The organism is Streptomyces sp. NPDC059534 (assembly GCF_042743475.1).
In the GTDB taxonomy this organism is placed as follows: Bacteria; Actinomycetota; Actinomycetes; order Streptomycetales; family Streptomycetaceae; genus Streptomyces.
Map to the genome: position 1 here is coordinate 133457 of NZ_JBHWAQ010000006.1, position 23537 is coordinate 156993.

The window sequence follows — 23537 nt, forward strand, 5'->3', positions numbered from 1 at the left end:
CGCCGCTCAACGACAGAATGCCGGTCGCTGCCGCCGCGGTGAGTACTTTCCTGCTGATGATGGACCGCATACCGCTCTTCCTCTGGAGAAAGGGAGAGACCGGCGAGGATCCCCCCTCGCTCCGTCCGGCCTGATCCACGCCGACGCTCGCGTGGAACTGGCCAGAGGGTATGGGTCGGCCCACCGCACACTGCGGGGGCCACACGGCAGCTGATCAGAAAATCATTCGATCAGCCGACCGTGAGGAACGGCGACTCGAAAGCGGCCGCAAATGCCCTTCGGGACAGAGATGCTGATGTGACGTCAGCCGCCGAGCGGGAGCCCACCGGGGACCGGGAGGCCGCCGAGCAGCGGGGCGCCCTTGGTGGTCTGGTTCAGCTGGGTGGCGGCGTCCGTGACGCTCTTGACCGGGGAGCCGTCCGTGGTGCTGCTCAGCACGTCCGTCTTCAGCCCATTGGCGGCGATCGCTTCGAGTCCACCGTTCAGGCTGGTGGGGGTCATCGCCTCCGCGGCCATGGCGGGCGCAGCGGCACCCAGCGCCATCAGCGAACCGGCGACAACCGCGGCGACCTTGGTGGGCTTCATGGAATGAATCCTTCCTCTGCACTTTCAAGTCACGTTCCGTACAGGGTTCTTGGCCGAATCCTGTACATCGTTCTGCTTCTGTAACGAGGAGTGCGCTCCCCGGAAACTCCGGGAGGAGGGATTTCTCGACACTGCACCCGATCGATGCGGACCGGTGCTATTTGCCGATCGCACACGTCTGTGCCGGTCCGGCGGACGCCGGACCGGCACAGACGCGCGGGTGACTACCGGACGGGCAGCGGGGGCTTGACCGGCAGGTCGGGCACGCCGACCGGCGGCTTCACCGGCGGGTCGACGGGCAGCTGTGGCGGGTCGACAGGCAGCTGCGGCGGATCCACCGGGAGCTCGGGCGCGGTGACCGGAAGTGCCGGCAGGGCGGGCAGTCCGGCCAGGTCCGGCGCGGGCAGGCCACTGCCGAGCACGGTGGCGACGGCCAGGTTGACCAGCGACGTCAGGGTCGCGGTGACCTGCGGCACGACTCCGGCGGCGTCACCGGAGGTGACGGCGGCGAGCAGTCCCGCGACCGCCTTCTCGACCGTGGCGAGGGCGTCGCCCACGACATCCGCCGGGGCCGCCTTCGCGGCCTTCGCCCCGGCCGCGACGGGCAGGCTCACAGGCGGCTTCACGGGCAGGCCCACCGGCGTCTCCACCGCGGGCGGGGTGACCGGGAGTTCCGGAGCCGGCGGGGTGACGGGGAGATCGGGCGCGGGGGTGTCCGGCAGCGGGGCCGGTGCGGCCTCCTTGGCCTGGTCGACGGCGGCCGCGATCTTGGTCTTGAGGGCGTCGGCGTCGGCCGCGGGGAGCCGGCCGGAGTCGGCCTTGAGGGCGGCGGTGACGAGTTCGGTCACGGGAGTCGTCACGGACCCCAGTTCTCCGAGCGCCTCGGCCTGGGTCAGCAGGGCGGCGGCTTCGGGGAGGGGTGCGCGGGCGGCCCGGTCGGCCGCGGTGGACGGATGGTGCTCGCCGGCGACGGCGGGTCCCGCCGCGCCGAGGGTGAGGACGGCGGATATCGCCAGGGCGGTGATGCGGGGTGTAGCGAGGGGACGCATATGTGTTCCTTTTCCTTATGCGTCGGACAACTGCTCTCTCACGGTGCCTGCGGGTATAGCCCTCCGCAACCGCGGAACTACTGAGCGCCACGCATCCGTTCGGGTGAATCCGTCCCTCGCGCCTGCCCCCCGAAGGGGCGTACGCCGTTGCACCGGACGGAGCACGACGGTGCGGCCGAACGAGTACCGACCCCATGACGACAAGGAAAAAGCCGGTGCGCCCACCCCGTCGAGGGGTGGGCGCACCGGCTGCGGAAGGACCGACCCGCCGTGCGAGATCAGCGGTTGATGCAGGCGTTGCCGAAGGCGGGGTTCAGCGCACCGATGACGTTGACGGTGTTGCCGCAGAGGTTGATCGGAATGTTGATCGGGACCAGGACGGCGTTGCCGGAGCCGACACCGGGGGACTTCACGGCCGCGGCCTCGGCGCCCGCGTCGGCGGTGGCGGCACCGGCGGCACCGGCGACAGCGGCAGCGGCACCCACGGTCAGGACAACGGCCTTGGCGATACGGGACATGGGGAAGTGCTCCTCGATCGAAATTCAACGCGGACTGCGCGGACTGTTCGGCCCGGCTCCCTCAACAACGCTCCCGGTTTTCATCGGTTGCTCTCCCGAACGGGTGACGTTCAACCGATCTTTGGGCCATATGAGGGCCGTTGGAGCTACAGGCCGTGGAATGGCGCAACACGCTCAACGAGGAACCTGCCACCTGGATACGGGAGTTAGTGTTTCCAGGCATCTAATGCTTACTATCGCCCCGCGTCGGGGTTATAACGTTCCCGAACGTTGCTTCCGGGCCGGCCGCGCGTTCACCCATTTCGTGCGGACGACACCTTCCTCCCGCCCGGCCTTCTCGGGTCTTCCCTCTCTTCTCTCATCAAAGCGGAGAACCTGTATGCGGAATTCTTCGATTCTCGCCGTGCGTCGCAGCGCGCTGTGCGCCCTGTCCTGTGCGGCGCTGGCCGCCGCCCTGCCGGCCGCCTCCGCCGCCGCTCCCAAGCCCCGGGAGGCGGCCCGCGTCCCCTTCGCCGCGCGCTACGAGGCCGTGCAGCACGGTGGGGTCGTGCGCGCCGCCAACTCCTCGACGAAGGGCGCGAAGGGCACCGAGTCGGTGAACAGCGGCGCCACGATCACGTACGTCGACGTGGACCGCGATCCCAACACGTACAACTCCAGCCGCGCCGAACTCCCCGTGCCCGCGGGCGCGCGGGTCAGCTGGGCCCGTCTCTACTGGGGCGGCAACCTGCGGGTGGGCGAGCAGAAGCCGGCCAAGGACAACGGCCGGGTGCTGATCGCCGAGCCCGGCGGGGCGTACAAGGCGCTGCTCGCCGACTCCCTGATCGGCCACCGCACGGCGGACGGCGCCGATGCCTTCCAGGCGTCGGCCGACGTCACCGATCTGGTCCGCCGGTCCCGGCCGGGGCAGTGGACCGTCGCCCAGGTCAACGTCGCCAAGGGCCGGTCGGCGGTGGGCGGCTGGGGCGGCTGGACGCTCGTCGCCGCGTACGAGAAGGCATCGGAACCGCTGCGCCGGATCGCTGTCTGGGACGGTTTCGAAACGATCGGTCCGCGCCGCGGCGAGCTCCGCGTCCCGGTCGACGGACGCCGTTTCCCCAAGGGCACCCGCGGCCGGCTCGGAGTGATCGCCTATGACGGCGACCGCGGTACTTCCGGGGATTACCTGGCGGTGGATACGAGCCGCTCGAAGAGGACGCGGCTCTCCGATTCCGCCAATTCCGCGAACGACGTCATGAACTCCAGCATCACCGAATTCGGCACCGGTCGTACGGTCCGCTTCCCCGATCGTACGAACACCCTGGGGTACGACTCCGACGTCTTCGATCTGGGGGGTGCGCTGCGCGAGGGGGGCGACCGTGTCGAGGTCCGGTTCGGCAGCCGGAAGGACACCGTCTGGCTCGGTGCGCTTTTCTTCCAGGCGGACGTCCGGCGCTGACGTGCTGCCTCCACGAGAAACGGAATCCGCGCCCGTCGCGGTCCTGCACGCGGTCCAGCCAGGCGACGGCGGGGTCGCCCGTGTCGTCGTCGACCTGGTCCGCGCCCAGCGCGCCGCCGGCCTGCGGGTCGCGGTCGCCTGCCCGCCCGGCACCCCCCTGTCCGCGGCCGTCCGCGCCGAGGGCGCCGACACCCACGACTGGCGGGCCGGCCGGGACCCCGGTCCCCGGCTGGTCCGCGAGACGAGGGAGCTGGCCCGGCTGATCCGCGCCGTCCGGCCCGGGCTCGTCCACGCGCACAGCGCCAAGGCCGGGCTGTGCGCCCGACTGGCCCTGCGGGGAAGGGTTCCGACGGTGTATCAGCCGCACGCCTGGTCGTTCGAGGCGGTCGAGGGGACCACCGCCGCGCTCGCCCGCCGCTGGGAACGGTTCGGCGCCCGCTGGGCGGACCGGATCGTCTGCGTGAGCGAGGCCGAGCGGCGTACCGGCGAGGCGGCCGGGGTGGTGGCGGACTGGTCGGTGATCCACAACGGTGTGGACGTGGCCAGGTTCGCGACCGACGGACCGCCCGGGAACCCCGCGCCCACGGTCGTCTGCGTGGGCCGGCTCTGCCGCCAGAAGGGGCAGGACGTGCTGCTCGCCGCCTGGCCCGCCGTCCTCGCCGAGGTGCCCACGGCCCGGCTCGTCCTGGTCGGCGACGGCCCCGACGACGAACGCCTGCGCGCCGCCGCCGGCCCCTCGGTGCGGTTCACCGGGGCCGTCGAGGACACCGCCCCCTGGTACCGGGCCGCGGACGTGGTCGTCCTGCCGTCCCGCTGGGAGGGCATGGCGCTCGCGCCCCTGGAGGCCATGGCGACCGGCCGGCCGGTCGTCGTCAGCGACGTGGACGGCGCCCGCGAGAGCCTGCCGCCCGCCCACGCACCCGAGTGCCTGGTCCCGCCCGAGGACCCGGCCGCGCTCGCCACCGCTCTGGGCCGCCTCCTCGGCCGGCCCGAGCTGCGGCACCGCCTGGGCCGCGAGGCCCATGAACACGTACTCAGCAGATTCGATGTCCGGCGCACCGGCGCGGCCGTCGCGGACGTCTACCGCGAGCTGGCCGGAGTGCGGGGGGCCGAGCACAGAGAGCCGATTGCGCAGTGACCACGGAAAGTACCAGCGTTCCCTCCTCGCCGGGCCCCTGGCCCACGGCGGGCCACACCTTCGGCCTCGCCTCCCTGGCGCCGCGCCGCGACACGACCGGGCGGCTGGCCCGGCCGCGCCACCGCCGGGTCCGGCCGCGGTCCGACGGCGCGGCGACGCTCGTCGCCGTCGACGGCCTGGCCGTCCTCGCCGCGTCCGTCCTCCTGGGCGCGACGCACCAGGACGTCCGGCTGCTGCTGCCGGTCGCGGCGCTCGTCCTGCTTCTCGACGGCCGCGCGGGGCTCTACCGGCCCGCCGCGCACGTCCGGGCCCTCGACGAGCTGCCCGCGCTCGCCTCCCGCGCCGGGGTCGTCTGGTGTCTGGCCGCGGCCGGCGTCGCCGCGTACTCCCCGGCGCTCGCGATCGGACCGCTGCGGCTCACCGCCGCGTACGGCACGCATGTCGCCGTCGTGTGTCTGGTCCGCGCCCTGCTGATGGCCCGGCGGCGGCGGTACGCGCGCGCCCATCCCCGGTCGGCGCTCGTCGTCGGCGGTACGAAGGCCGCGCGCCGCTTCGCCGCGGCGGTCGCCCAGCATCCCGAGTACGGGGTGCGGGCGGTCGGCATCGTCGGCGTGCCGGAGCAGGGCGGTGCTCGGCCGGCCGGGGAGATCGGGATTCCGGTGCTCACCACGACCGAGGAGATCCACCGGGCCGTCATCCAGAACACCGTGCGCGACGCGCTGTTCCTCGACGACGACCCCGGTCTGATGACGCTCTTCCAGCACTACGGCTGCACCACCTGGCGGATCGGCGGCCGGCACCAGGACGGGCCGATGGGCGAGCACCTGTGGGGGCACGCCTGGCACCGGGTCGCCCCGCCGGACGAGCGGCGCGGACCGTCCGCGAAGCGGGCCCTCGACATCGCGCTCGCCGCCCCCGCGCTGGCGCTCGCCCTTCCGGTGCTGCTGCTGTGCGCGCTCGCCGTGCGTCTCTCGGACGGTCCCGGGGTCCTCTTCCGGCAGGAGCGGGTGGGCCAGCACGGCCGTCACTTCACCCTCCTGAAGTTCCGTACGCTGCGGCCCTCCGACGACACCGAGTCGGCGACCCGCTGGAACGTGGCGGGCGACCGGCGGATGAGCGCGGCGGGCGGCTTCCTGCGCAAGAGCTCGCTCGATGAGCTGCCGCAGCTGTGGAACGTGCTGCGCGGGGACATGAGCCTGGTCGGGCCGCGACCCGAACGCCCGTATTTCGTCGCCCAGTTCAGCAAGATCCACGTCGGTTACGCGGCCCGGCACCGGATGCCGGTGGGGCTGACCGGTCTGGCGCAGGTGCACGGTCTGCGCGGCGACACCTCGATCGAGGACCGCTGCCGCTTCGACAACCACTACATCGACCACTGGTCGCTCTGGCAGGACGTCTGCATCCTGCTGCGCACGGCGGCCGGGCTCGTCCGACCGACAGGGAGCTGAGGATGGCCACGGCCGTGACGGTGGCGTCGGTCGACGCGGACCGACGGAAGCCGGACGCGCGGGAAGCCGACGTACGGGAGTGGGTCCGCAGGGCCGTCGCGCTGTCCCCGGTGCTCGCCGTGATCGCGCTGCTGCTCGTCCCGGGCGGCGGCGGGGCGCAGGGCGGCACCGGCGGCACGGGGACGGTCGCGGACGCGGCCTCCGGTCTCCTGGTGCTGATCTGCCTGGTCCGGGTGCTGCGCGGCGGGGCACGACCGCTGACCCGGGCGGCGGCCGTCGTCCTCGGTCTGCCGGTCTTCGGTATCTGTCTGGCCGCGATCACCTCGAACGACCCGGCGGCGAGCCTGCCGGGCGTCGCCCGCTACGTGCAGATCTTCGTCCTGGTGCCGGCGGCCGTGCTCCTGATGATCCGCGACCGGCGGGACTTCGCCGTGGTCGCCTGGGGCCTGGTCGGGTTCGCGCTGCTCCAGGGCGCGGTCGGGGTCGCGCAGTACCTGACGGGTACCGGCGCCTCGTACCAGGGCGAGGACATCCGGGCCGTCGGCACGTTCGGGGCGACCGACGTGATGGGCATGGCGACGGTGGTGGCGTACGGGCTCGTGGTCGTCACGGGGATCGCGCTCGGCAGCGGTCCGGGCCGGACCCGGACGGCGGCGCTGGTCTGCGTGGGGCTCCTCTTCGTGCCGCTGGTGCTGTCGTTCAGCCGGGGCGCGTGGATCGCGACCGTGCTCGCCTGCGGGATCCAGCTGCTTCTCGCGGGGCCCCGGCGGGCGGCCCGGGTGGCGCTCGCGGCGGGCGCGCTCGGGGTGGTCCTCGTCGGCGGTCTGGGCATCGGCTCGGAGATGGTGAAGGAGCGGGTCACCAGCATCACGCAGGTGGCGGCCGCGCCCGACCAGTCGGTGACCGACCGTTACACGATGTGGGCGGCGGCCGGGCGGATGTGGCGGGCGGAGCCGGTCACCGGCGTCGGCCTCAAGGGCTTCCCCGCGTACCGCGACTCCAACGCCTCCCTGGCGCTCTCCTCCGGCAGCGACACGGCGGGCGCGGGCGCCGCCTTCGCGCGCCAGCCGCTGCTGTCGCCGCACAACATGTACCTGCTGGTGCTGAGCGAGCAGGGCCTCGTGGGACTGCTCGCCCTGGCCGGCAGCTGGGTGGCGCTGCTCGTCGGCGCGCTGCGCCGGCGGCGCCTGGGCGCGGACTGCGCGCTGATCGCGACGGGCCTGCTCGCCTGGCAGCTCATCGACTTCTTCTACGCGGACATCGGCGGCCCGTCGACCGTCCTGATGTCGGTCGTGCTGGGCCTGGCGGCCTGGTGGGCGCTGGCGGAGGTGAGGCGTGCGTGACCCGTGGGCGGGTGAACCGGAACCCACGGACACGCCGTGGCCCGACGGACCGCGCCCCGCGCCCCGGCCTCCCTGCGGCGCACCGCTGACCGACCCCTGGCCGACCGCGCCTCCGGGCCCCACGGACTCCCCGTGGGCCCCGGAGGCCGCGCTGCTGCCGGGGCCCGTCCCGATGGCCCCCGGCCCGTCGCTCGCCACGGCGACGGCGGGCCACTCCGCGGGCGGCCCCGGACGGGCCGGCGGAGAGGGCCGCACCGTCACCGCCGGACACGGGATGCCCGGCGGTGGCGTACTCGGCTCTTCCGGCGGTGGCGTACTCGGGATGCCCGGCGGTGCCGTGTCCAGGCCGTCCGGTGGGTCCGTGCCGGGGGCGCCCGGTGGTGCGGCGTGTCCGCCCGGCGGTCGCCCGGGGGGGCGCACCGGTGGGCTCGCCGGGGCGCGGCGCGTGGCCGTGCGCGGTGTGCCGGGAGGCGTGGCGCCGGCGAGCGGTGTGCCGGGAAGCGTCGCGCAGGGGGGCGTTGCGCCGGGAAGCGGTGTGCCGGGAAGCGGGGCCGCGCCGGCGAGGCCCACGGGGCGGCGGGCGCACGCGCGGCCGCGGCGGCCGGTCGCCGCGGCCGACCGGACGCAGGGGCGCGGGTTCCTGGCGAAGGCCGCGGCGGTGACCGCCGCGCTCACCGCGCTCGGGGCGCTGCTCGGACTCGTACGGGACCAGATCCTGGCCGGGTACTTCGGGGCGGGGGCCGAGACCGACGCGTTCCTGGTGGCGTGGACGGTGCCGGAGTTCGCCTCGACGCTGCTCATCGAGGACGCGATGGCGCTGATCCTGGTGCCGGCCTTCTCCCGTGCGCTGGCCCGCCGTTCGGGGAGCCTGTTCGGCGATCCGGTGCGGGCGCTCGTGCGCGGCACGCTGCCGCGGCTCACCCTCGGCGTCGGGGGCGGCGCCGTCGTCCTCGTCGTGGCCGCGCCGCTGCTGGTGTCGGCCCTCGCGCCGGGGCTGCCCGATCCGGGGCTCGCGATCGACTGCACGCGGCTCACCGCGACGTGCGTGCTGTCCTTCGCGCTGGTCGGGTACTGCTCCGCCGCGCTGCGCGCGCACGGCTGCTTCGTGCCCCCGGCCACCATCTACGTGGCGTACAACATCGGCATCATCGGCACGATCCTGCTGCTCCGCGAGCCGTGGGGGGTGCGCTCCGCCGCCGCCGGGGTCGCGGTCGGCGGCGTCCTGATGGTCCTCGTGCAGGCGCCGTCGCTCGTCCGTGAGCTGCGGAACAGGCCCGTGCCGGCGCGGGAGCCGGAATCACTCACGGCCGGCGGCCCGGTCGAGGGGCGGATCGTGCTCCTCGGGCTGATCGCGCCCGTCGTCGCGTTCTCGCTGTGCCGCCAGTCGCAGACCCTGATCGAGCGGTTCCTCGCCTCTCCGCTGCCCGCCGGCGCCATCTCGCATCTGAACTACGCGCAGAAGGTCGCCCAGATGCCGATGATCCTGTCCCTGATGCTGTGCACGGTCAGCTTCCCGGTGGTGGCCCGCGCGCTGGCGGCGGGCGACGGCGAGGCGGCCCGCCGCCGGGTCGAGCGGGATCTGCTGCTGGCGGCGGTCGTGGTGCTCGTCGGCACCTCGACGGTGATCGCCGCCGCCCCCCGCATCGTCGAACTTCTCTTCGAACGGGGTGAGTTCGGCCCCTCCGACACCACCGCCACCGCCGCCGTCATGCGGGTCTACGCACTCGGCCTGCTCGGCCAGACGACGGTCGGCACCCTCGTCCGCTGCTACTTCTCCGCCGCCCGCCCGCTCTGGTACCCGGCCGCCGCCATGGCCGCGGGCCTCGCCACGACCGCCACCGCCGGTGTTCCCGGCGCCCACTACTGGGGAGCGGTCGGCATCGCCGCCGCGAACGCCCTCGGCATCACCCTCACGGCCGTCCTGCTGCTGCGCGGCGCCCACCGGCAGGCCGTCCCCGTCCGGGCCGACCGGCTCGGCGAAGGTCTCCTCCGGCTCGCCACCGCAGCCGCGTGGGCCACCGGCGCCGGCTGGCTCTGCCAGCTCGCGATCGGCCCCGCCGCCCTCGCCGTCGCCGTCGCCTTCCTGGTCGTCTGCGGCGTCTTCCTGCTCTTCGTCGCCTGCGCCGCCAAGGCGCCCGAGATTCCGCCCCTGCCCCGCTCCGCCTCCCGGAGGACCCCCCATGCCCGCCGCCACCGCGCTGCGCCGTCTGCTGCCGAAGCCGCCCCTGTGGGTGAAACCGCCCCTGTGGGTGGCGATGTACCACTCGATCACGGACACCGCTGACGACCCGTACCGGGTGACCGTCTCCCCCGTACGCTTCGCCCGGCAGCTGCACTGGCTGGGCGACCGCGGGCTGCGCGGGGTGTCGGTGCGGGAGCTGCTCGCCGCCACCGCCGCGGGGCGCGCGAAGGGCCTGGTGGGCCTCACCTTCGACGACGGGTACGCGGACTTCCTCGACTCGGCGCTGCCGCTGCTGCGCCGGCACGGCTTCACGGCGACGGTGTTCGTCCTGCCGGGCCGGCTCGGCGGCGAGAACGCCTGGGACACCGCCGGGCCGCGCAGGTCGCTGCTGACCGAGGACGAGATCCTGCGGATCGCCGGGGCCGGCATGGAGATCGGCTCCCACGGCCTGACGCACGTCCCGCTCACCGAGGCCGCCGACGAGACGCTCGCCGCCGAGACCCGGCGGAGCCGCGAGCTCCTGGAGGAGATGACCGGCGCACCGGTCGACGGCTTCTGCTACCCGTACGGGAAGGTCGACCCGCGCACGATCCACGCCGTGCGCAAGGCCGGCTACCGCTACGCCTGCGCGATCGACCCGGGCCCGCACACCAGCGCGTACGCCCTGCCCCGCGTCCACATCGGCGAGGACGACACCCCCTGGCGGCTCACCGCCAAGCGCGTCCTGCACCCGCTGCGCCGCCGCCACCCCGCCGATCTGGTCCCCGCCCCGCTCGGCCCGGCCGCGGTCGGTGCGCCGTGAGGGTCCTGCACGTCATCACCGGGCTCGGGATCGGCGGCGCCGAGCAGCAGCTGCGGCTGCTGCTCCGCCATCTCCCGGTCAGCAGCGGGGTGGTCACCCTCACCAACCCCGGCGCGGTCGCCGCGGGCATCGAGGCGGACGGCACGCCCGTCACCCATCTGGGCATGACCGGGAACCGCGACCTCGGCGCGCTCCCCCGGCTCGCCCGGATCGTCCGGCAGGGCCGCTACGACCTCGTGCACACCCACCTCTACCGGGCGTGCGTGTACGGCAGGACGGCGGCCCGGCTCGCCGGGGTGCGGCGGGTCATCGCCACCGAGCACTCGCTCGGCGAGACCCAGATCGAGGGCCGGCCGCTCTCCGCCGGTACCCGCGCGCTGTACCTGGCGTCCGAGCGGCTCGGCACCTCCACGGTCGCGGTCTCGCCCAGCGTCGCCCGCCGGCTCGCCGACTGGGGCGTGGACCCGTCGCGTATCCGGGTGGTGCCCAACGGCATCGAGACGGACCGCTTCACCTTCGACGCGCACGCCCGACGCCGCACCCGGGAGGCCCTCGGCATCCCCGGGGACGCCTACGTCGTGGGCGGGGTGGGGCGGCTCGCGCCGGGGAAGCGGTTCGACCGGCTGGTGCGGGCGGTGGCGTCGGTGCCGGAGGCCCGGCTGCTGCTCGTCGGCGAGGGCGACCGGCGCGAGGAGCTGCTGGGGGTGGCCCGCGCGTGCGGGGCCGCGGACCGGGTGCTGCTCGCCGGGGCCTGCGAGGACCCGCCGACCGCCGCCGCGCAGGGGCCCTCGCTGCCCGAGCTGCTCGCCGCGATGGACGTCTTCGTGTCCACCTCCCCCGACGAGACCTTCGGGCTCGCCGTCGTCGAGGCGCTCGCCGCCGGTCTGCCCGCGCTGTACGTGGCCTGCCCGGCGATCGACGACCTGCCTCCGGACGCGGCACCGGGCGCGCGCCGGATCGGCGAGTCCGTGCCCGAGCTGATCTCCGCGCTGTGCGGCATCCGGGACGCCCGGCTCGCCCGGCTCCCCGCGCCGGCGGCCGCCCGGCACTACGACATCGCGCACAGCGCCCGGCAGTTGATGTCCCTCTACGACCAGTCCGTCCACGGCACCCCCTCCCCCGCGAAGTGAGAGAGCCCGCATCATGAAGAACACCCCACCCCGCGCCTTCCTCCCCGCCGGCCTGCGCTCCCCCGGCCGCTGGGCGGTCCTGCCCGCCGCCGTCCTCGCCGGGGCCGCGCTCGGCGGCGGCTACGGCGCCCTCAAGGCCCCGCAGTACGCGGCGACCAGCTACGTCATCGTCGTACCGGCCGAGAAGTCCGACCCGGCGGCGGCGCTCGGTTTCGCCCAGGCGTACGGGCGGGTCGCCACGGACATCGCGGTGACCGGAGACGCCCAGGTGTGGGCGGGGGTCACCGCCGACACCCTGCGCAGGAGCGTGCAGGCCGCGACCTCCCCGGACGCCCCGATGATCTCGATCACCGCCCGCTCCGAACGGCCCGCGAAGGCGGTGTCCATGGCCGACGGCGTGGCCCGCGCGCTCGTCCTCAACAGCAGCCATGTGGCGGGCAGCACCGGGGTCAAGGTCGTGCAGTTCTCCCGCGCCACCAAGCCCGTCGCCCCGGTCTCGCCGTCCGCGCCGCTCTCCGCGCTCGTCGGCGGCTGTGCGGGCGGCCTGCTCGGCGGCCTGGTCCTCCTGGTCCGCCCGAAGCGGTCCGGTGCCCGCGGCGAGGCCCGCCACTCCCGGCAGGCAGCCGCCCCGGCCGCGTCCGCCGCGGTGCCCGCCCCGGCGGCCGCCACGCACCAGCCGGAGGCGGTGTGACCCCGAGAACCCTGCGGACCGAGGTCTGCCGTGACGAGGAGGGCTTCGGGCGCCTCGCGGCCGAGTGGACGGCGCTGTACGGCCGGTGTTCCTCCGCGACGCCCTTCCAGTCCCACTCCTGGCTGTACTCCTGGTGGCTCTCGTACGGCCGTCCCGGCGCGCTGCGGGTGGTGCTCGTCCGAGGGGACGACGGCGAACTCGTGGCCGCCGCCCCCCTGATGCGGGCCCGCGGGCCGCTGCCGGTCCTCACCCAGCTCGGCGGCACCATCACCGACTTCACGGACGTCCTCCTCGACGACGACCGTCCCGAGGCGGTCCCGGCCCTGGCCCGGGGGCTCGCCCGGGCCGCCCGCGGCGCGGTCATCGACCTGCGGGAGGTGCGGCCCGGGGCGGCCAGCGAGCAGGTCTTCGCCCACTGGCGCGGCCCGCGCCGGCGGCTGCCGGACTCGCTCTGCCTGGAGCTGCCCGCCGTCCCCATGGAGGGGCTGCTCGAACGGATCCCCTCCGGGAAGGCCCAGCGGGTCCGCGCCAAGCTGCGCAAGCTCGACGCGCTCGGCATCGACGCGCACATCGTCACCGGGGAGGAGGTCCCGGCCGCCCTCGACCGGCTCCTGACGCTCCACCGGCTCCAGTGGCAGGGGCGTGGCGTGACCGCCGAGCACACCAGCCGGCGGTTCGCCCAGCACCTCACCCGGGCCGTCCGGCCCATGGTCGAACGCGGCGACGCGATGGTCACCGAGTTCCGGCTCGCCGGCGACGTGGTGGCCGCCGACCTGACCCTCATGTCCCCCCGGCTCGCCGGCGGCTACCTGTACGGCGCCGACCCGGCCCTGCGCGCCCGCAAGGTCGACGTCGCCACCATGCTCCTCCGGCACGGGGCCCGCGAGACCAGCGCCGGCGGCCGCGCCACGCTCAGCATGCTGCGGGGCAGCGAGTCCTACAAACAGCACTGGCGCCCCGAGCCCGTCCGCAACCGCCGCCTGCTCCTCACCGCACGCGGTACGGCTCCGCTGCTCTGGCTGCGCGCGGGCGCCGCCGACGCCCGGCGCTGGGCGGCCGCCCAGGCCCGTGAACGCGCCTGGGTAGGGCGGGCCCTCGACCGCCTCCCGGGCCGCACGCCGCCCGGCGGCGGCGGATGAACTCCGCCACCACCGTGAGCCTCCGGCACCGGCCGGTCAGAAGGGCCAGACCCCCTTCAGCTCGTCCTTCCAGTCCAGGTCGGCCTCGTCCTTCCACGAGCCCTTCGGCACACAGACCGGCCCGCCGATCCAGCTCTCCACCCACGACCCGAGATTCACGGTCCAACAGTCGGGCTTGGGCTCGGGCTTGGGTTCCGGCTTGGGTTCCGGCTTCGGCTCAGGCTTCGGCTCGGGCTTGGGCTCGGGCTTCGGCTCAGGCTTGGGTTCCGGCTTGGGTTCCGGCTTGGGCTCCGGCTTGGGCTCAGGCTTCGGCTCAGGCTTCGGCTCAGGCTTGGGCTCGGGCTTCGGTTCCGGCTTCGGCTCAGGCTTGGGCTCAGGCTTGGGCTCAGGCTTCGGCTCGGGCTTCGGCTCAGGCTTGGGTTCCGGCTTCGGCTCAGGCTTCGGCTCAGGCTTGGGCTCAGGCTTCGGCTCAGGCTTGGGCTCGGGCTTCGGCTCAGGCTTCGGCTCAGGCTTCGGCTCAGGAACCGTCGGGTCGGTCGGGTCGACCGGGTCCGTCGGATCCGTCGGGTCCACCGGATCGGTGGGCCCGGTGGGATCGGTCGGATCCACCGGGTCCGTCGGGTCCGTCGGCTGGGTCGGGTCCGTCGGCTGGGTCGGGAGTTCGGGTTCCGTGCCGTACAGCATCTGCCGGAAGACCAGGGACGACTGGGGGTTGTCGTCGCACTGCCAGACGCCGTGCGGACAGTAGTCCGTGATCGTGTGATAGAGCGGCTTGTGCTGCTTCATCCATTCGAGCATGCGCCGCATGTACGTGGGATTGTCGCCGTTCCGGAAGAGCCCCCATTCGGGGTAGGAGATCTGCTTTCCGTGCTCGGCGGCGAAATCGACTTGTTTCTGGAGCCCGTACGGCTCGCTGACGTGCTGGTCGAAACTCATTCCCGGCGGCTGGTCGTAGGAGTCCATGCCGATGATGTCGACGACGTCGTCGCCCGGGTAGCACTCGGTCCACGGAATGGCGTCGCGGCCGCGGCTCGGGTTGAAGTCGAAGCGGAACTTCTGGCCGGGCACGGAACGCATCGCGGTGACGATGCGGTTCCAGTACTTCTTCCACGCGGTGGGGTCGGGCGCGCACCGGTGGGTGTAGGTGGTGCCGTTCATCTCCCAGCCGAGGACGATGACGGTGTCGGTCGCGTCGAGTCCGACGAGGCGTTCGGCGAGGGTCTTGAAGTGGTGGTCGTAGTAGCCGGCGGCGCCGAGCTGGAGCTGGCGGCGGACCTCGTGGTCGGAGACGCCGGCCTCGTTCCGTTCCAGCATGGGCACGTTGAGGACGAAGAGGCGGTCGGTCTCCTCGTTGCGCCAGTCGGCCCAGGCGTCGAGGAAGCCGGGGGGCCCCTCGATGCTCCGCCACTGCTCGCCGGGGAGGTAGGTGTGGCCGACGCGCAGCTCGTGGCCCCCGAGCCACCGCTCCAGCTGCCCGATGCGGGCGACCCCGAGTGCGCCCGATTCGAGGAAGGCGCCCATGGCGCCGCCGAGCGTCGGTCCGGGGTCTTTCGTCGTGGCGGTGTCGGCGGCGTGGGCGGGGGACGAGAGGACGACTGAGCCCGACGCGAGGAGGCCGGCGGTGAACACCCCCAGCCACGCTCTCGCTGTTCTTCGGCGTGCAGCTGCCATGGCCGCTCCTTAGCGTCGATCGCCTTTTTGATGATCCGTCAATCCGATGCTCCGAAAGTATTCCTAATGAGCCGACCGTGAACTCGGCTTCCCTCTGATCAGTAGTCCATTAGAGGATTTCATCGCCCAGTTGGGGCACCCGAGAGGAAGGGCATGCCCGTGCCGAGTTTTGACACCCGTGTCCCCACCGTCCTGGTGCGGCTCGACCGGAACCCCTTCCATCACGGCACCCTCGGTGCCGCGCGCTCGCTGGGACGGGCGGGAATTCCGGTGCACGCCGTCGTCGAATCGAGCACCAGTCCGGTCGCCCGTTCCCGCTATCTCCGCTCGGCCCGCGCGCGCCCCGAAGCGGCCTCGGGCGCCGAGCTGGCCGCGCTGCTGACCCGGATCGCCGACGAGATCACCGACGATCCGTCACATCCCGTGCTGCCGGTGCCGCTGGACGACGTGAGCGCGCTCGCCCTGGCCCGTCACCGCCCCGAGCTCGCCCCGCGCTTCCTGCTGCCCGAGCAGACCGAGGAACAGCTGCTGCGGGTCGCGGACAAGGCGGCGCTCGCCGAGACCTGCGCGGCCCTCGGCCTGCCCCATCCGCGGACCGAACTCCCCACCGGCGCCGACGAGGCCGCCGCCATGGCGTGGGCCCTGGGGCTGCCGGTGGTCGCCAAGTGGAGCCGGCCGTGGCTGCTGCCGGCCGGCCGCGGTCTGCGCAGCACCTCGATCGTGCGGTCCCTCACGGAGGTGCGGGAGCTGTACGGCCGCACCTCGGAGGCCGGCAGCCGGCTGCTGCTCCAGGAGCTCCTGCCGGCGGGCCGGGACCTGGACTGGTTCTTCCACGGGTACGTGGACTCCGCGGGCCTCTGCGCGACGGGGGCGACCGGCCGCAAGGAGCGCTCCTGGCCGGACGGGGCGGGTCTCACCGCCGTGGGCCGCTGGACCGTGAACCCGGACGTGGACCGGACGGCCCGCGCGCTGTTCGACGCACTGGGCTACCGGGGCGTGTGCGACCTGGACTTCCGGCTCGACCGGGCGACCGGCGCGTACCACCTCCTCGACTTCAACCCCCGGCCCGGCGCGCAGTTCCGGCTCTTCGCCGACCCGGCCGGCCTGGACGTGGTGCGGGCGCTCCACCTGGACCTCACCGGGCGTCAGGTGCCGCCGCACTCGCCCGCGTACGGCCGCCGGTTCCTGGTCGAGAACTACGCGGCGCTCTCGCTGCTGGCCTCGCCGCGCCGCCGGTACGCGGCCGAGCCGGGGGCCACGCGGCAGCGGACCGAGTACGCCTGGTGCGCGGCCGACGACCCGGGGCCCGCGCTCGCCATGGGCCGCGCCTGGTTCGCCCACCTGCTGCGCCGGGGGCTGACCGTGCTCCGCCGGAGGTTCGGGGCGGGGCGGGCGGGCCCACCGCGCACCTCCTCGGCCCCACCGGCCCGCAGCTCGGCCCACCAGCTCACCCCCCGATGAAGGCGGAAGGCACGATGTCGAAGTCGTCGAACCCGATGTACGACCTGGTGGTCGTCGGGGCCGGACCCTACGGCCTGTCCGTGGCCGCGCACGCGGCGGCCCGCGGACTGAACCTGCGGACCTTCGGCCGCTCGATGGAGTCCTGGCACGCCATGCCCTCGGGCATGTTCCTGAAGTCGGAGCCCTGGGCGTCCCATCTCTCCGATCCGGCGGGCGCGTACGGACTCGACGCGTACGCCGCGACCCGGGGCGTCCCCGCCGCCCACGGGGTGCCGCTGCCGGTCGGTTTCTTCGCCGCGTACGGCGACTGGTTCGCCCGGCAGGCCGTGCCCGTGCTCGACGAGCGCCTGATCGCGTCCGTGGCGCCGGGCGCGGAGGGGTTCGAGCTGCGGACGGAGGACGGCGAGGCGCTCCGCGCCCGGACGGTGGCGCTCGCCGTCGGCGTCCTGCCGTTCACGGAGATCCCCGGGCCGCTGCGCGGACTCCCCCGCCGGTACGTCACCCACTCCAGCCACCACGGCGAGCTCGACGGCTTCGCCGGCCGGGACGTCACCGTCGTCGGGGCGGGCCAGGCCGCCCTGGAGACCGCCGCGCTCCTCACCGCACAGGGCACCACCGTCCGGATCGTCGCCCGCGCGGACCGGCTGTGCTGGAACGCCGTGCCCCCGGCCCTCGACCGCGCCCTGTGGCCCGCGCTGCGCGCACCGCACACGGGACTCGGCTGCGGCTGGAGGAACAAGCTGTACGCCGACACCCCCGGTGTCTTCCGGCGCCTGCCGGCCGCCACCCGCGAGCGGATCTTCGACTCGGCGCTCGGCCCGGCGGGCGCCTGGTGGCTCCGCGAGCGTTTCGCCGCGGTCGGGGACGTCCGCCTGGGGCAGCGGATCACCTCGGCGGCGGTGACCGGTGACGAGCGGCTGCGGCTGGAGGTGGCGGGACCGGGCGGGGCGACGGTCCTGGAGACCGACCACGTCATCGCGGCCACCGGTTTCACGCCGGGCCTGGACCGGGCCGGTGTGCTCTCCCCCGTGCTGCGCGGCGCGCTGCGCACGGTCGGGGCATGCGGCGCGCCGGAGGTCGGCGGCCTCTTCGAGTCCTCGTGGCCGGGCCTCTTCCTCGCCGGGCTGCTGACGGCCCCGTCGTACGGCCCGTCGATGCGGTTCGTCCTCGGCGCCGAGTACACGGCGGGGCGCCTGGTGAAGGGGGTGCGGCGGCGGTTGCGGGCCGGTGGCCCCGGCGGGACGGTGGGGCGGCCCCGCACGGGCGGGAAGGCTTCCGTGACGGCATAGCGGAGGGCCGGCCCCGGGGAACGGATGCTCTCCGGGGCCGGCCCTGATACCCGCGGTTCGCCGGTACTCAGAAGTTGATGCAGGTGTTGCCGGCGGCCGGGTTCAGCGCGCCGATGACGTTCACGCTGTTGCCGCAGACGTTGATCGGGATGTGGATCGGGACCTGGACGACGTTGCCGGACAGGACGCCCGGCGAACCGACCGCCAGACCGTGCGCGTCCGCGTCCGCGAAGGCCGGCGACGCCGCACCCATGGCCATGACGATTCCGGCGATGACGGCCGCAGCCTTCTTACAGTTCATTTCGTCTGGATCCTTTCCTCGGCGGAATATATTTCCGCAGCACACAAGACAACGAACACGCCTCGAAAAGGAAACCGAAACGGCGGTGGAGTTTCCGCTTTCACTCCATTGCCCGCACGAAACAAGGCCGGAGGGAACGCCTACTTCCCCGCCGGCCCTGTCGTGCGCGATACGGCTCAGCCGTTGTAGGCGCCGTTCCCGGAGAGGACCGGGATGTCCTCGACGATGTGCGACAGCGGCTCGTCACCCTTGGCCTGGGTGGAGTTCTCGGCGCACTGCTGGTTCTGCGGGGAGGACAGGACGTTGACGTCCTGGACCGCGACCGGGACGAGGATGCCGACGAGCGAGCCGACGTTGCCCTTGACCGGGGCGCCGAGGCAGAGCTTGTTCAGCGAGCCCTGGACGGCCGAGAACTGCGGGCTCGCGTCACCGACGGTCTTGGAGTTGCCGAACGACTGGTGCGCGCCGTTGCCCGAGAGCGAAGTCGTGCCGCCGTCGTCGGCGATGGCGAGCGCCGGGGAGGCCGCCGCAGCAGAAGCGCCGACAACAGAGGCCGTCACAGCCGCAGCCGCCATAATCTTCTTGATCACGGTGATTCCGTTCCTGTTCCCACCAATCGACCTGATTGATGCGACGGGATCAACTGCGCGCGGTGGCTTTGGTTCCGGCGCTTCACCCGTTCGACTGGAGCCCCGTTTCGCGCTGCCGAGTGCGCTCCGCCAAGGGGGTGACACAGCGGAACCCTTGCGTCCGAGGTCAGTTGATCAGGCCGCTCCCTGCACGGAGCAGGTTCTAGAAGGGAACTCCCGTGATCAAGAAGGTTATGGCCACCGCGGCCGCAGCCGTCTCCATCGTCGGCGCCACCGCCGCCGTGGCCTCCCCTGCGCTCGCCATCGCCAACGACGGCGGCACCACGTCGCTGTCGGGCAACGGCGCCCACCAGGAGTACGGCAACTCCGCCACCTACGGCAACATGAGCCCCCAGTTCGCGCTGGTCCAGGGCTCGCTGAACAAGCCGTGCATCGGCCTGCCGGCCAAGGTCAACGCCGGTTCGCTCATCGGCGCCATCCCGATCGCCGTCCAGGACATCAACGTCCTGTCGTCCCCGCAGAACCAGCAGTGCACCGAGAACTCCACCCAGGCCAAGGGTGACGAGGCCCTCTCGCACATCCTGGACGACATCCCGGTCCTGTCGGGCAACGGCGTCGGCAACAACTGACGTTCCGCCTCCACGCGACGACGTTCACACGTCAGGGGCCGCCCTCCGGGGCGGCCCCTTTCGTGCTGCTACCAGGTCGGCCAGACCGGCGCGGCCATCAGTCGTTCCCACTCGCGGTCCGGCATCCCCGGCACCGTGCGCCCCGCCTGCACCCACTGCGCCACCAGTTCCGAATACACCGGAAAGGGCGTGCGGTCGGGGGGTGGGGGTTCGCTCACATATCGGCTCTTCGGAATGAAGGCCATCCGTTCCCATTTCCCGGGATCCGGCGCCATCCTCGCTCCTTCCGCTGCGACTCCCGCATCATTCCACAGGCACCGCAGGAGAGTGATTCGACCTGTTCATTTCGCGTCGCGTACCTGTGTGCGAGCAGCCTCGAATTAGCGTGCGGGCATGAAATTCCCGCGTTCCCGGCGGCTCCGCCGCGCGCTGCTCGCCTCGGCGGCGTTCACCGCGCTCGCCGCCCTCGCCCCCGGCGCGCTCGCCGCCGCTCCGTCCGACCTCCCCTCCCCCGAACAGGGGCTGAATCTCCTGGTGGTCGGCGTCGACAGCCGCACGGGGGTCACCGAGGAGGAGAAGGAGCGCTTCCGGCTCGGCGGGCAGGAGTGCGACTGCACCGACGTGATCATGCTGGTGCACGTCTCGGCGGAGAACGACCGGATCAGCGTCGTGAGCCTGCCGCGCGACTCGTTCACCACCCTTCCCGACCAGCACCGCGACCGGCGGACCGGGAAGCTGCACGCCGCTCACCCCGCGAAGATCAACAACGCCTGGGCGGAGGGTGGTTCGGCGTTCACGGTGGAGACCGTCGAGTCGATGACCGGGCTGCCCGTCCACCGGTACCTGGAGATCGACTTCCGGCGCTTCATGGACACCGTCGACCGCCTCGACGGCGGAGTGGCGGTCTGCACGGCGGAGCCGCTCAAGGACCCGGTCACCGGCATCGACCTGCAGCCCGGCACCAAGCGGGTCGGCGGCGGTGAGGCGCTGCAGTACGTGCGCTCGCGGCGGGCCGACGGGCAGATGGACTTCGGGCGGATCCAGAAGCAGCAGAAGTTCGTGGTGAACACCCTGGAGCGGCTGCGCGACGGCGTCCTGGGCGACCCGGCGGCGCTGGAGGCGTTCGCGGCGACGCTGCGCGGACGGGCGGCGACCGAACGGGGGATCTCGACGGCGGAACTGCTGGCGCTGGCCGCCCGCCTGAAGGACCTGCCGCCGGACCGCATGGAGTTCTCGACGGTGCCCGTGCGCGGTTTCCACCCGGACATCGCGGGGGTCGGGTCCACCCTCGCCTGGGACGAGGAGGGCGCGGCGGAGGTCTTCGGGCGGCTGCGCGAGGACCGGCCGCTGCCGGAGGCCGGGGCCGTGGCGCCGAGCGAGATCCCGGTGGGCGAGTACCGCCCCACACCGGGGTCCTCGCTCATCTGCCCGTAGTCCGTCCGGTGGACTTGCCGGAACCTCCGGGCTTCTGACCAGTTGATCAGCGCGGCTCGGTACTCAGCGAGCCAGTATCCGAAAGGTCCTCAACGATGAAGAAGCTCTTGGCGACGGCTGCTGTGGCCGCGTCCGTTCTCGGCGCGACGGCGGCGGGTGCCGGTCAGGCGCTCGCGATCGCCGACGACGGCGGCACCACCTCGCTGTCGGGCAACGGCGCCCACCAGGAGTTCGGCAACTCCTCCACGCACGGTGACATGAGCCCGCAGTTCGCGCTCGTCCAGGGCTCCCTGAACAAGCCCTGCGTCGGCCTCCCGGCCAAGGTCAACGCCGGTTCGCTGATCGGCCTGATCCCGATCGCGGTCCAGGACGTCAACGTCCTGTCCTCCCCGCAGAACCAGCAGTGCACCGAGAACTCCACCCAGGCCAAGGGTGACGAGCCGCTCTCGCACATCCTCAGCGACATCCCCGTGCTGTCCGGCAACGGCGCCGGCAACAGCTGAGCGACGTCGCTCGGCAACGGTGCGGCCCCGCCGCCCCTCCTCGGAGGGGAGGCGGGGCCGCACCCGTTCCGCGCCGGGCTCAGAGCGCGCGGCGCAGGGCGTCCGGGTCGGTGACGGGGGCGTCGCAGGTGAAGTGACGGCAGACGTACGCGGCGGGTCGTCCGGCGACCGCCGGACGGTCCTTCAGGAGCGGGAACTCCTCGCTGTCGGGGGTGCCGGCCGCGAGGACCGCGCCGGGAGCGGTGGCCAGGAGCGCGGTACGGCGCAGCTCCCGGAACGCCTCGTCGCCGGGGTCGCCGACGACGGCGATCTCCCGGGGCCCGTCGAGGAGGGCCTCGGCGACGGCGAGGCCCCAGCCGATGAAGCGGGGCGCGCGCGGGCCGAGGGCCTTGACGACGCCGAGCGCTCCTTCGGCGGCGGCGCGGTGGGCGTCGGAGCCGGTGTGGGCGGCGTACGACAGCAGCGCCCCGGCGGCCGCGGTCCAGCCCGAGGGGGCCGCGTTGTCGGTGGGGTCCTGGGGGCGACGGATCAGCGGTTCGGCGTCGTGGGCCGTGTCGTACAGGGCGCCGCCCTCGCTGGTGAAGCGGTCGAGGACGAGGTCGAGGAGGAAGCCGGCGAACTCCAGCCAGGCGCCTTCGCCGGTGACGGCGGCGAGGGCGAGGAATCCCTCGGCGACGTCGGCGTAGTCCTCCAGGACTCCGGCGTTGGTGCCGGCCCGGCCGTCCTTGGAGGTGCGGGTGAGCCGGGCCTGCTCGTCCATGTGGACCCGGACGAGCAGGTCGGCGGCCTCGGTGGCGCGCTCGACGAGGTCGGGGCGGTCGAAGAGGGCGCCGGTCTCGGCGAGTGCGGCGATCGCGAGGCCGTTCCAGGCGGCGACGACCTTGTCGTCGCGGCCGGGGCGGGCGCGCTCCTCGCGGGCGGCGAGGAGCCGGGCGGCGATCGAGGCGATGCGTTCGGCGTCGGCCACTCCCGCGTCCTGCGGGAGCTGGAGGACGGAGCTGCCGTGCTCGAAGGTGCCGTCCTCGGTGACGCCGTAGTGGGCGGCGGCGAGGGCGGCGTCCTCGGCGCCGAGGACCTCGGCGAGCTGCTCGGGGGTCCACGCGTAGTAGGCGCCCTCGACGTGCCGGCCGGTGCCGTCGTCGCTGTCGGCGTCGAGGGCCGAGGCGAACCCGCCTTCGGGGGTGCGGAGTTCGCGGACGAGGAAGTCGGCCGTCTCCAGGGCGACCCGGCGGGCCAGGTCGCTCCCGGTGGCCCTCCACAGGTGGGCGTACACCCGGCAGAGCAGGGCGTTGTCGTAGAGCATCTTCTCGAAGTGGGGGACGACCCAGGCGCGGTCGACGGCGTAGCGGGCGAAGCCGCCGCCGAGCTGGTCGTAGATGCCGCCGCGGGCCATCGCCTCGCAGGTGTCGGCGGCCATCTGGAGGGCGCCCTCGGAGCCCGTACGGGCGTGGTGGCGGAGCAGGAACTCCAGGACCATCGACGGCGGGAACTTGGGGGCGCCGCCGAAGCCACCGCGGGTCGCGTCGTACTCGCGGGTGAGGCCGAGGAGGGCCTGCGCGAGCTCCTCCTCGCCGGGGACGCCGTCGCCGCCGTACGCCAGGGAGCGGCCCGCGAGGTCCTTGACGATCCGCTCGGCGACCTCGCCGACCTCCTCGCGGCGGCCGGTCCAGGCGTCCCGGACGCCCTCCAGCACCTCGGGGAAGGAGGGCATGCCGTGGCGGGGCTCGGGCGGGAAGTACGTACCGAAGTAGAAGGGGGCGGCGTCCGGGGTGAGGAAGACGGTCATCGGCCAGCCGCCCTGTCCGGTGGCGGCCTGGACGGCCTCCATGTACACGGCGTCGACGTCGGGGCGTTCCTCGCGGTCGACCTTCACGGCGACGAAGTGCTCGTTGACCAGGGCGGCGGTGGCGTCGTCCTCGAAGGACTCGTGCGCCATGACGTGACACCAGTGGCAGGAGCTGTACCCGACGCTGAGCAGGACGGGGACGTCGCGGCGACGGGCCTCTTCGAAGGCCCCGGCCGACCACGGCCACCAGTCGACCGGGTTGTCGGCGTGCTGCAGGAGGTACGGGGAGGTCTCATGGGCCAGTCGGTTCGGCATGGGCCCATCCTGCCGCAGCCGTCTCCTCGTTTCTCCGCTCTCTCGCGCCGACGCGCGCCGCGCAGCACACTGGGCCCCGGACGACTCGGGGCCGG

The 23537-nt window shown here is 73.6% G+C and carries 22 protein-coding genes; 14 read left to right on the plus strand and 8 right to left on the minus strand.

All coding sequences use genetic code 11. From position 1 onward, the window contains the following. Positions 1-303: 303 nt before the first annotated feature. The 3 genes from ACFVZH_RS09790 to ACFVZH_RS09800 form a co-directional block, all read right to left on the minus strand. Positions 304-585, minus strand: a complete 282-nt coding sequence (locus tag ACFVZH_RS09790) for a hypothetical protein (RefSeq protein ID WP_384895101.1) — start codon at positions 583-585, stop codon at positions 304-306. A 224-nt stretch (positions 586-809) separates the two neighbouring features. Then, positions 810-1634, minus strand: coding sequence for a hypothetical protein (locus ACFVZH_RS09795; protein ID WP_384895103.1), 825 nt, complete (start codon positions 1632-1634; stop codon positions 810-812). Positions 1635-1912: 278 nt separating this feature from the next. Continuing rightward, positions 1913-2152, minus strand: coding sequence for a chaplin (locus tag ACFVZH_RS09800; protein WP_384895105.1), 240 nt, complete (start codon positions 2150-2152; stop codon positions 1913-1915). Positions 2153-2531: 379 nt separating this feature from the next. Between ACFVZH_RS09800 and ACFVZH_RS09805 the strand changes: the two genes are divergently transcribed. The 9 genes from ACFVZH_RS09805 to ACFVZH_RS09845 all read left to right on the plus strand — a co-directional run bounded on the left by ACFVZH_RS09805 (position 2532) and on the right by ACFVZH_RS09845 (position 13463). Then, positions 2532-3590 (plus strand): DUF3344 domain-containing protein, encoded by a 1059-nt coding sequence (locus tag ACFVZH_RS09805; protein ID WP_384895107.1) that lies wholly within the window; start codon positions 2532-2534, stop codon positions 3588-3590. Position 3591: 1 nt separating this feature from the next. Continuing rightward, positions 3592-4728: a glycosyltransferase family 4 protein gene (locus ACFVZH_RS09810; protein WP_384895109.1), complete on the plus strand. Its 1137-nt coding sequence runs from the start codon at positions 3592-3594 to the stop codon at positions 4726-4728. Then, positions 4725-6176, plus strand: a complete 1452-nt coding sequence (locus ACFVZH_RS09815) for a sugar transferase (protein ID WP_384895110.1) — start codon at positions 4725-4727, stop codon at positions 6174-6176. The genes ACFVZH_RS09810 and ACFVZH_RS09815 overlap by 4 nt, the downstream gene beginning before the upstream one ends. Before the next feature lie 2 nt (positions 6177-6178). Further along, a complete protein-coding gene (locus tag ACFVZH_RS09820; protein WP_384895112.1) occupies positions 6179-7519 on the plus strand; it encodes an O-antigen ligase family protein in 1341 nt (446 codons plus the stop codon). Between the two features lie 535 nt (positions 7520-8054). Further along, positions 8055-9803 (plus strand): lipid II flippase MurJ, encoded by a 1749-nt coding sequence (locus tag ACFVZH_RS09825; protein WP_384895114.1) that lies wholly within the window; start codon positions 8055-8057, stop codon positions 9801-9803. Further along, a complete protein-coding gene (locus ACFVZH_RS09830; protein WP_384895116.1) occupies positions 9700-10503 on the plus strand; it encodes a polysaccharide deacetylase family protein in 804 nt (267 codons plus the stop codon). The genes ACFVZH_RS09825 and ACFVZH_RS09830 overlap by 104 nt, the downstream gene beginning before the upstream one ends. After that, positions 10500-11633, plus strand: coding sequence for a glycosyltransferase (locus tag ACFVZH_RS09835; protein ID WP_384895118.1), 1134 nt, complete (start codon positions 10500-10502; stop codon positions 11631-11633). The genes ACFVZH_RS09830 and ACFVZH_RS09835 overlap by 4 nt, the downstream gene beginning before the upstream one ends. A 13-nt stretch (positions 11634-11646) precedes the next feature. Beyond that, positions 11647-12324, plus strand: coding sequence for a lipopolysaccharide biosynthesis protein (locus ACFVZH_RS09840; protein ID WP_384895120.1), 678 nt, complete (start codon positions 11647-11649; stop codon positions 12322-12324). Then, entirely contained in the window at positions 12321-13463 is a 1143-nt protein-coding gene (locus ACFVZH_RS09845; protein WP_384895122.1) for a GNAT family N-acetyltransferase, read from the plus strand. The genes ACFVZH_RS09840 and ACFVZH_RS09845 overlap by 4 nt, the downstream gene beginning before the upstream one ends. A 36-nt stretch (positions 13464-13499) precedes the next feature. Here ACFVZH_RS09845 and ACFVZH_RS09850 read toward each other — a convergent pair whose 3' ends face one another. After that, complete coding sequence (locus ACFVZH_RS09850; RefSeq protein ID WP_384895124.1) at positions 13500-15134, minus strand: glycosyl hydrolase; 1635 nt, start codon at positions 15132-15134, stop codon at positions 13500-13502. 159 nt (positions 15135-15293) lie between these two features. Here ACFVZH_RS09850 and ACFVZH_RS09855 point away from each other — a divergent pair, with 159 nt between their 5' ends. Both ACFVZH_RS09855 and ACFVZH_RS09860 read left to right on the plus strand, forming a co-directional pair. Continuing rightward, on the plus strand, positions 15294-16595 hold the full coding sequence (locus ACFVZH_RS09855; protein WP_384895126.1) for an ATP-grasp domain-containing protein: 1302 nt from the start codon (positions 15294-15296) through the stop codon (positions 16593-16595). Positions 16596-16630: 35 nt separating this feature from the next. Beyond that, on the plus strand, positions 16631-17884 hold the full coding sequence (locus tag ACFVZH_RS09860) for an FAD-dependent oxidoreductase (RefSeq protein ID WP_384895429.1): 1254 nt from the start codon (positions 16631-16633) through the stop codon (positions 17882-17884). Positions 17885-17951: 67 nt separating this feature from the next. On the opposite strand, the gene ACFVZH_RS09865 is transcribed toward ACFVZH_RS09860, so the two are convergent. Then, the gene (locus ACFVZH_RS09865) at positions 17952-18185 is read right to left on the minus strand and encodes a chaplin (protein WP_384895128.1); all 234 of its coding nucleotides are present in this window, start codon (positions 18183-18185) and stop codon (positions 17952-17954) included. A 176-nt stretch (positions 18186-18361) separates the two neighbouring features. After that, complete coding sequence (locus ACFVZH_RS09870) at positions 18362-18775, minus strand: rodlin (RefSeq protein ID WP_384895130.1); 414 nt, start codon at positions 18773-18775, stop codon at positions 18362-18364. 218 nt (positions 18776-18993) lie between these two features. Between ACFVZH_RS09870 and ACFVZH_RS09875 the strand changes: the two genes are divergently transcribed. Then, positions 18994-19404: a rodlin gene (locus ACFVZH_RS09875; RefSeq protein ID WP_189510009.1), complete on the plus strand. Its 411-nt coding sequence runs from the start codon at positions 18994-18996 to the stop codon at positions 19402-19404. A 68-nt stretch (positions 19405-19472) separates the two neighbouring features. Here the strand turns inward: ACFVZH_RS09875 and ACFVZH_RS09880 are convergent, their stop codons facing one another. Then, a complete protein-coding gene (locus ACFVZH_RS09880) occupies positions 19473-19679 on the minus strand; it encodes a hypothetical protein (protein ID WP_384895132.1) in 207 nt (68 codons plus the stop codon). Positions 19680-19797: 118 nt separating this feature from the next. On the opposite strand from ACFVZH_RS09880, the gene ACFVZH_RS09885 reads away from it, so the two are divergent. Both ACFVZH_RS09885 and ACFVZH_RS09890 read left to right on the plus strand, forming a co-directional pair. After that, complete coding sequence (locus ACFVZH_RS09885; protein WP_384895134.1) at positions 19798-20838, plus strand: LCP family protein; 1041 nt, start codon at positions 19798-19800, stop codon at positions 20836-20838. A gap of 95 nt (positions 20839-20933) precedes the next feature. Continuing rightward, on the plus strand, positions 20934-21341 hold the full coding sequence (locus ACFVZH_RS09890) for a rodlin (protein ID WP_376482981.1): 408 nt from the start codon (positions 20934-20936) through the stop codon (positions 21339-21341). Positions 21342-21420: 79 nt separating this feature from the next. Here the strand turns inward: ACFVZH_RS09890 and ACFVZH_RS09895 are convergent, their stop codons facing one another. Next, a complete protein-coding gene (locus ACFVZH_RS09895) occupies positions 21421-23442 on the minus strand; it encodes a thioredoxin domain-containing protein (protein WP_384895137.1) in 2022 nt (673 codons plus the stop codon). Positions 23443-23537: the final 95 nt, after the last annotated feature.

Bases quoted from the DNA above. Each gene is read 5' to 3' on its own strand.
- ACFVZH_RS09865 (WP_384895128.1), bottom strand. From the start codon at position 18,185: ATGAACTGTAAGAAGGCTGCGGCCGTCATCGCCGGAATCGTCATGGCC.
- ACFVZH_RS09800 (WP_384895105.1), bottom strand. From the start codon at position 2,152: ATGTCCCGTATCGCCAAGGCCGTTGTCCTGACCGTGGGTGCCGCTGCC.
- ACFVZH_RS09885 (WP_384895134.1), top strand. From the start codon at position 19,798: ATGAAATTCCCGCGTTCCCGGCGGCTCCGCCGCGCGCTGCTCGCCTCG.
- ACFVZH_RS09840 (WP_384895120.1), top strand. From the start codon at position 11,647: ATGAAGAACACCCCACCCCGCGCCTTCCTCCCCGCCGGCCTGCGCTCC.
- ACFVZH_RS09890 (WP_376482981.1), top strand. From the start codon at position 20,934: ATGAAGAAGCTCTTGGCGACGGCTGCTGTGGCCGCGTCCGTTCTCGGC.
- ACFVZH_RS09820 (WP_384895112.1), top strand. From the start codon at position 6,179: ATGGCCACGGCCGTGACGGTGGCGTCGGTCGACGCGGACCGACGGAAG.
- ACFVZH_RS09795 (WP_384895103.1), bottom strand. From the start codon at position 1,634: ATGCGTCCCCTCGCTACACCCCGCATCACCGCCCTGGCGATATCCGCC.
- ACFVZH_RS09790 (WP_384895101.1), bottom strand. From the start codon at position 585: ATGAAGCCCACCAAGGTCGCCGCGGTTGTCGCCGGTTCGCTGATGGCG.
- ACFVZH_RS09895 (WP_384895137.1), bottom strand. From the start codon at position 23,442: ATGCCGAACCGACTGGCCCATGAGACCTCCCCGTACCTCCTGCAGCAC.
- ACFVZH_RS09830 (WP_384895116.1), top strand. From the start codon at position 9,700: ATGCCCGCCGCCACCGCGCTGCGCCGTCTGCTGCCGAAGCCGCCCCTG.
- ACFVZH_RS09850 (WP_384895124.1), bottom strand. From the start codon at position 15,134: ATGGCAGCTGCACGCCGAAGAACAGCGAGAGCGTGGCTGGGGGTGTTC.
- ACFVZH_RS09860 (WP_384895429.1), top strand. From the start codon at position 16,631: ATGTACGACCTGGTGGTCGTCGGGGCCGGACCCTACGGCCTGTCCGTG.
- ACFVZH_RS09805 (WP_384895107.1), top strand. From the start codon at position 2,532: ATGCGGAATTCTTCGATTCTCGCCGTGCGTCGCAGCGCGCTGTGCGCC.
- ACFVZH_RS09880 (WP_384895132.1), bottom strand. From the start codon at position 19,679: ATGGCGCCGGATCCCGGGAAATGGGAACGGATGGCCTTCATTCCGAAG.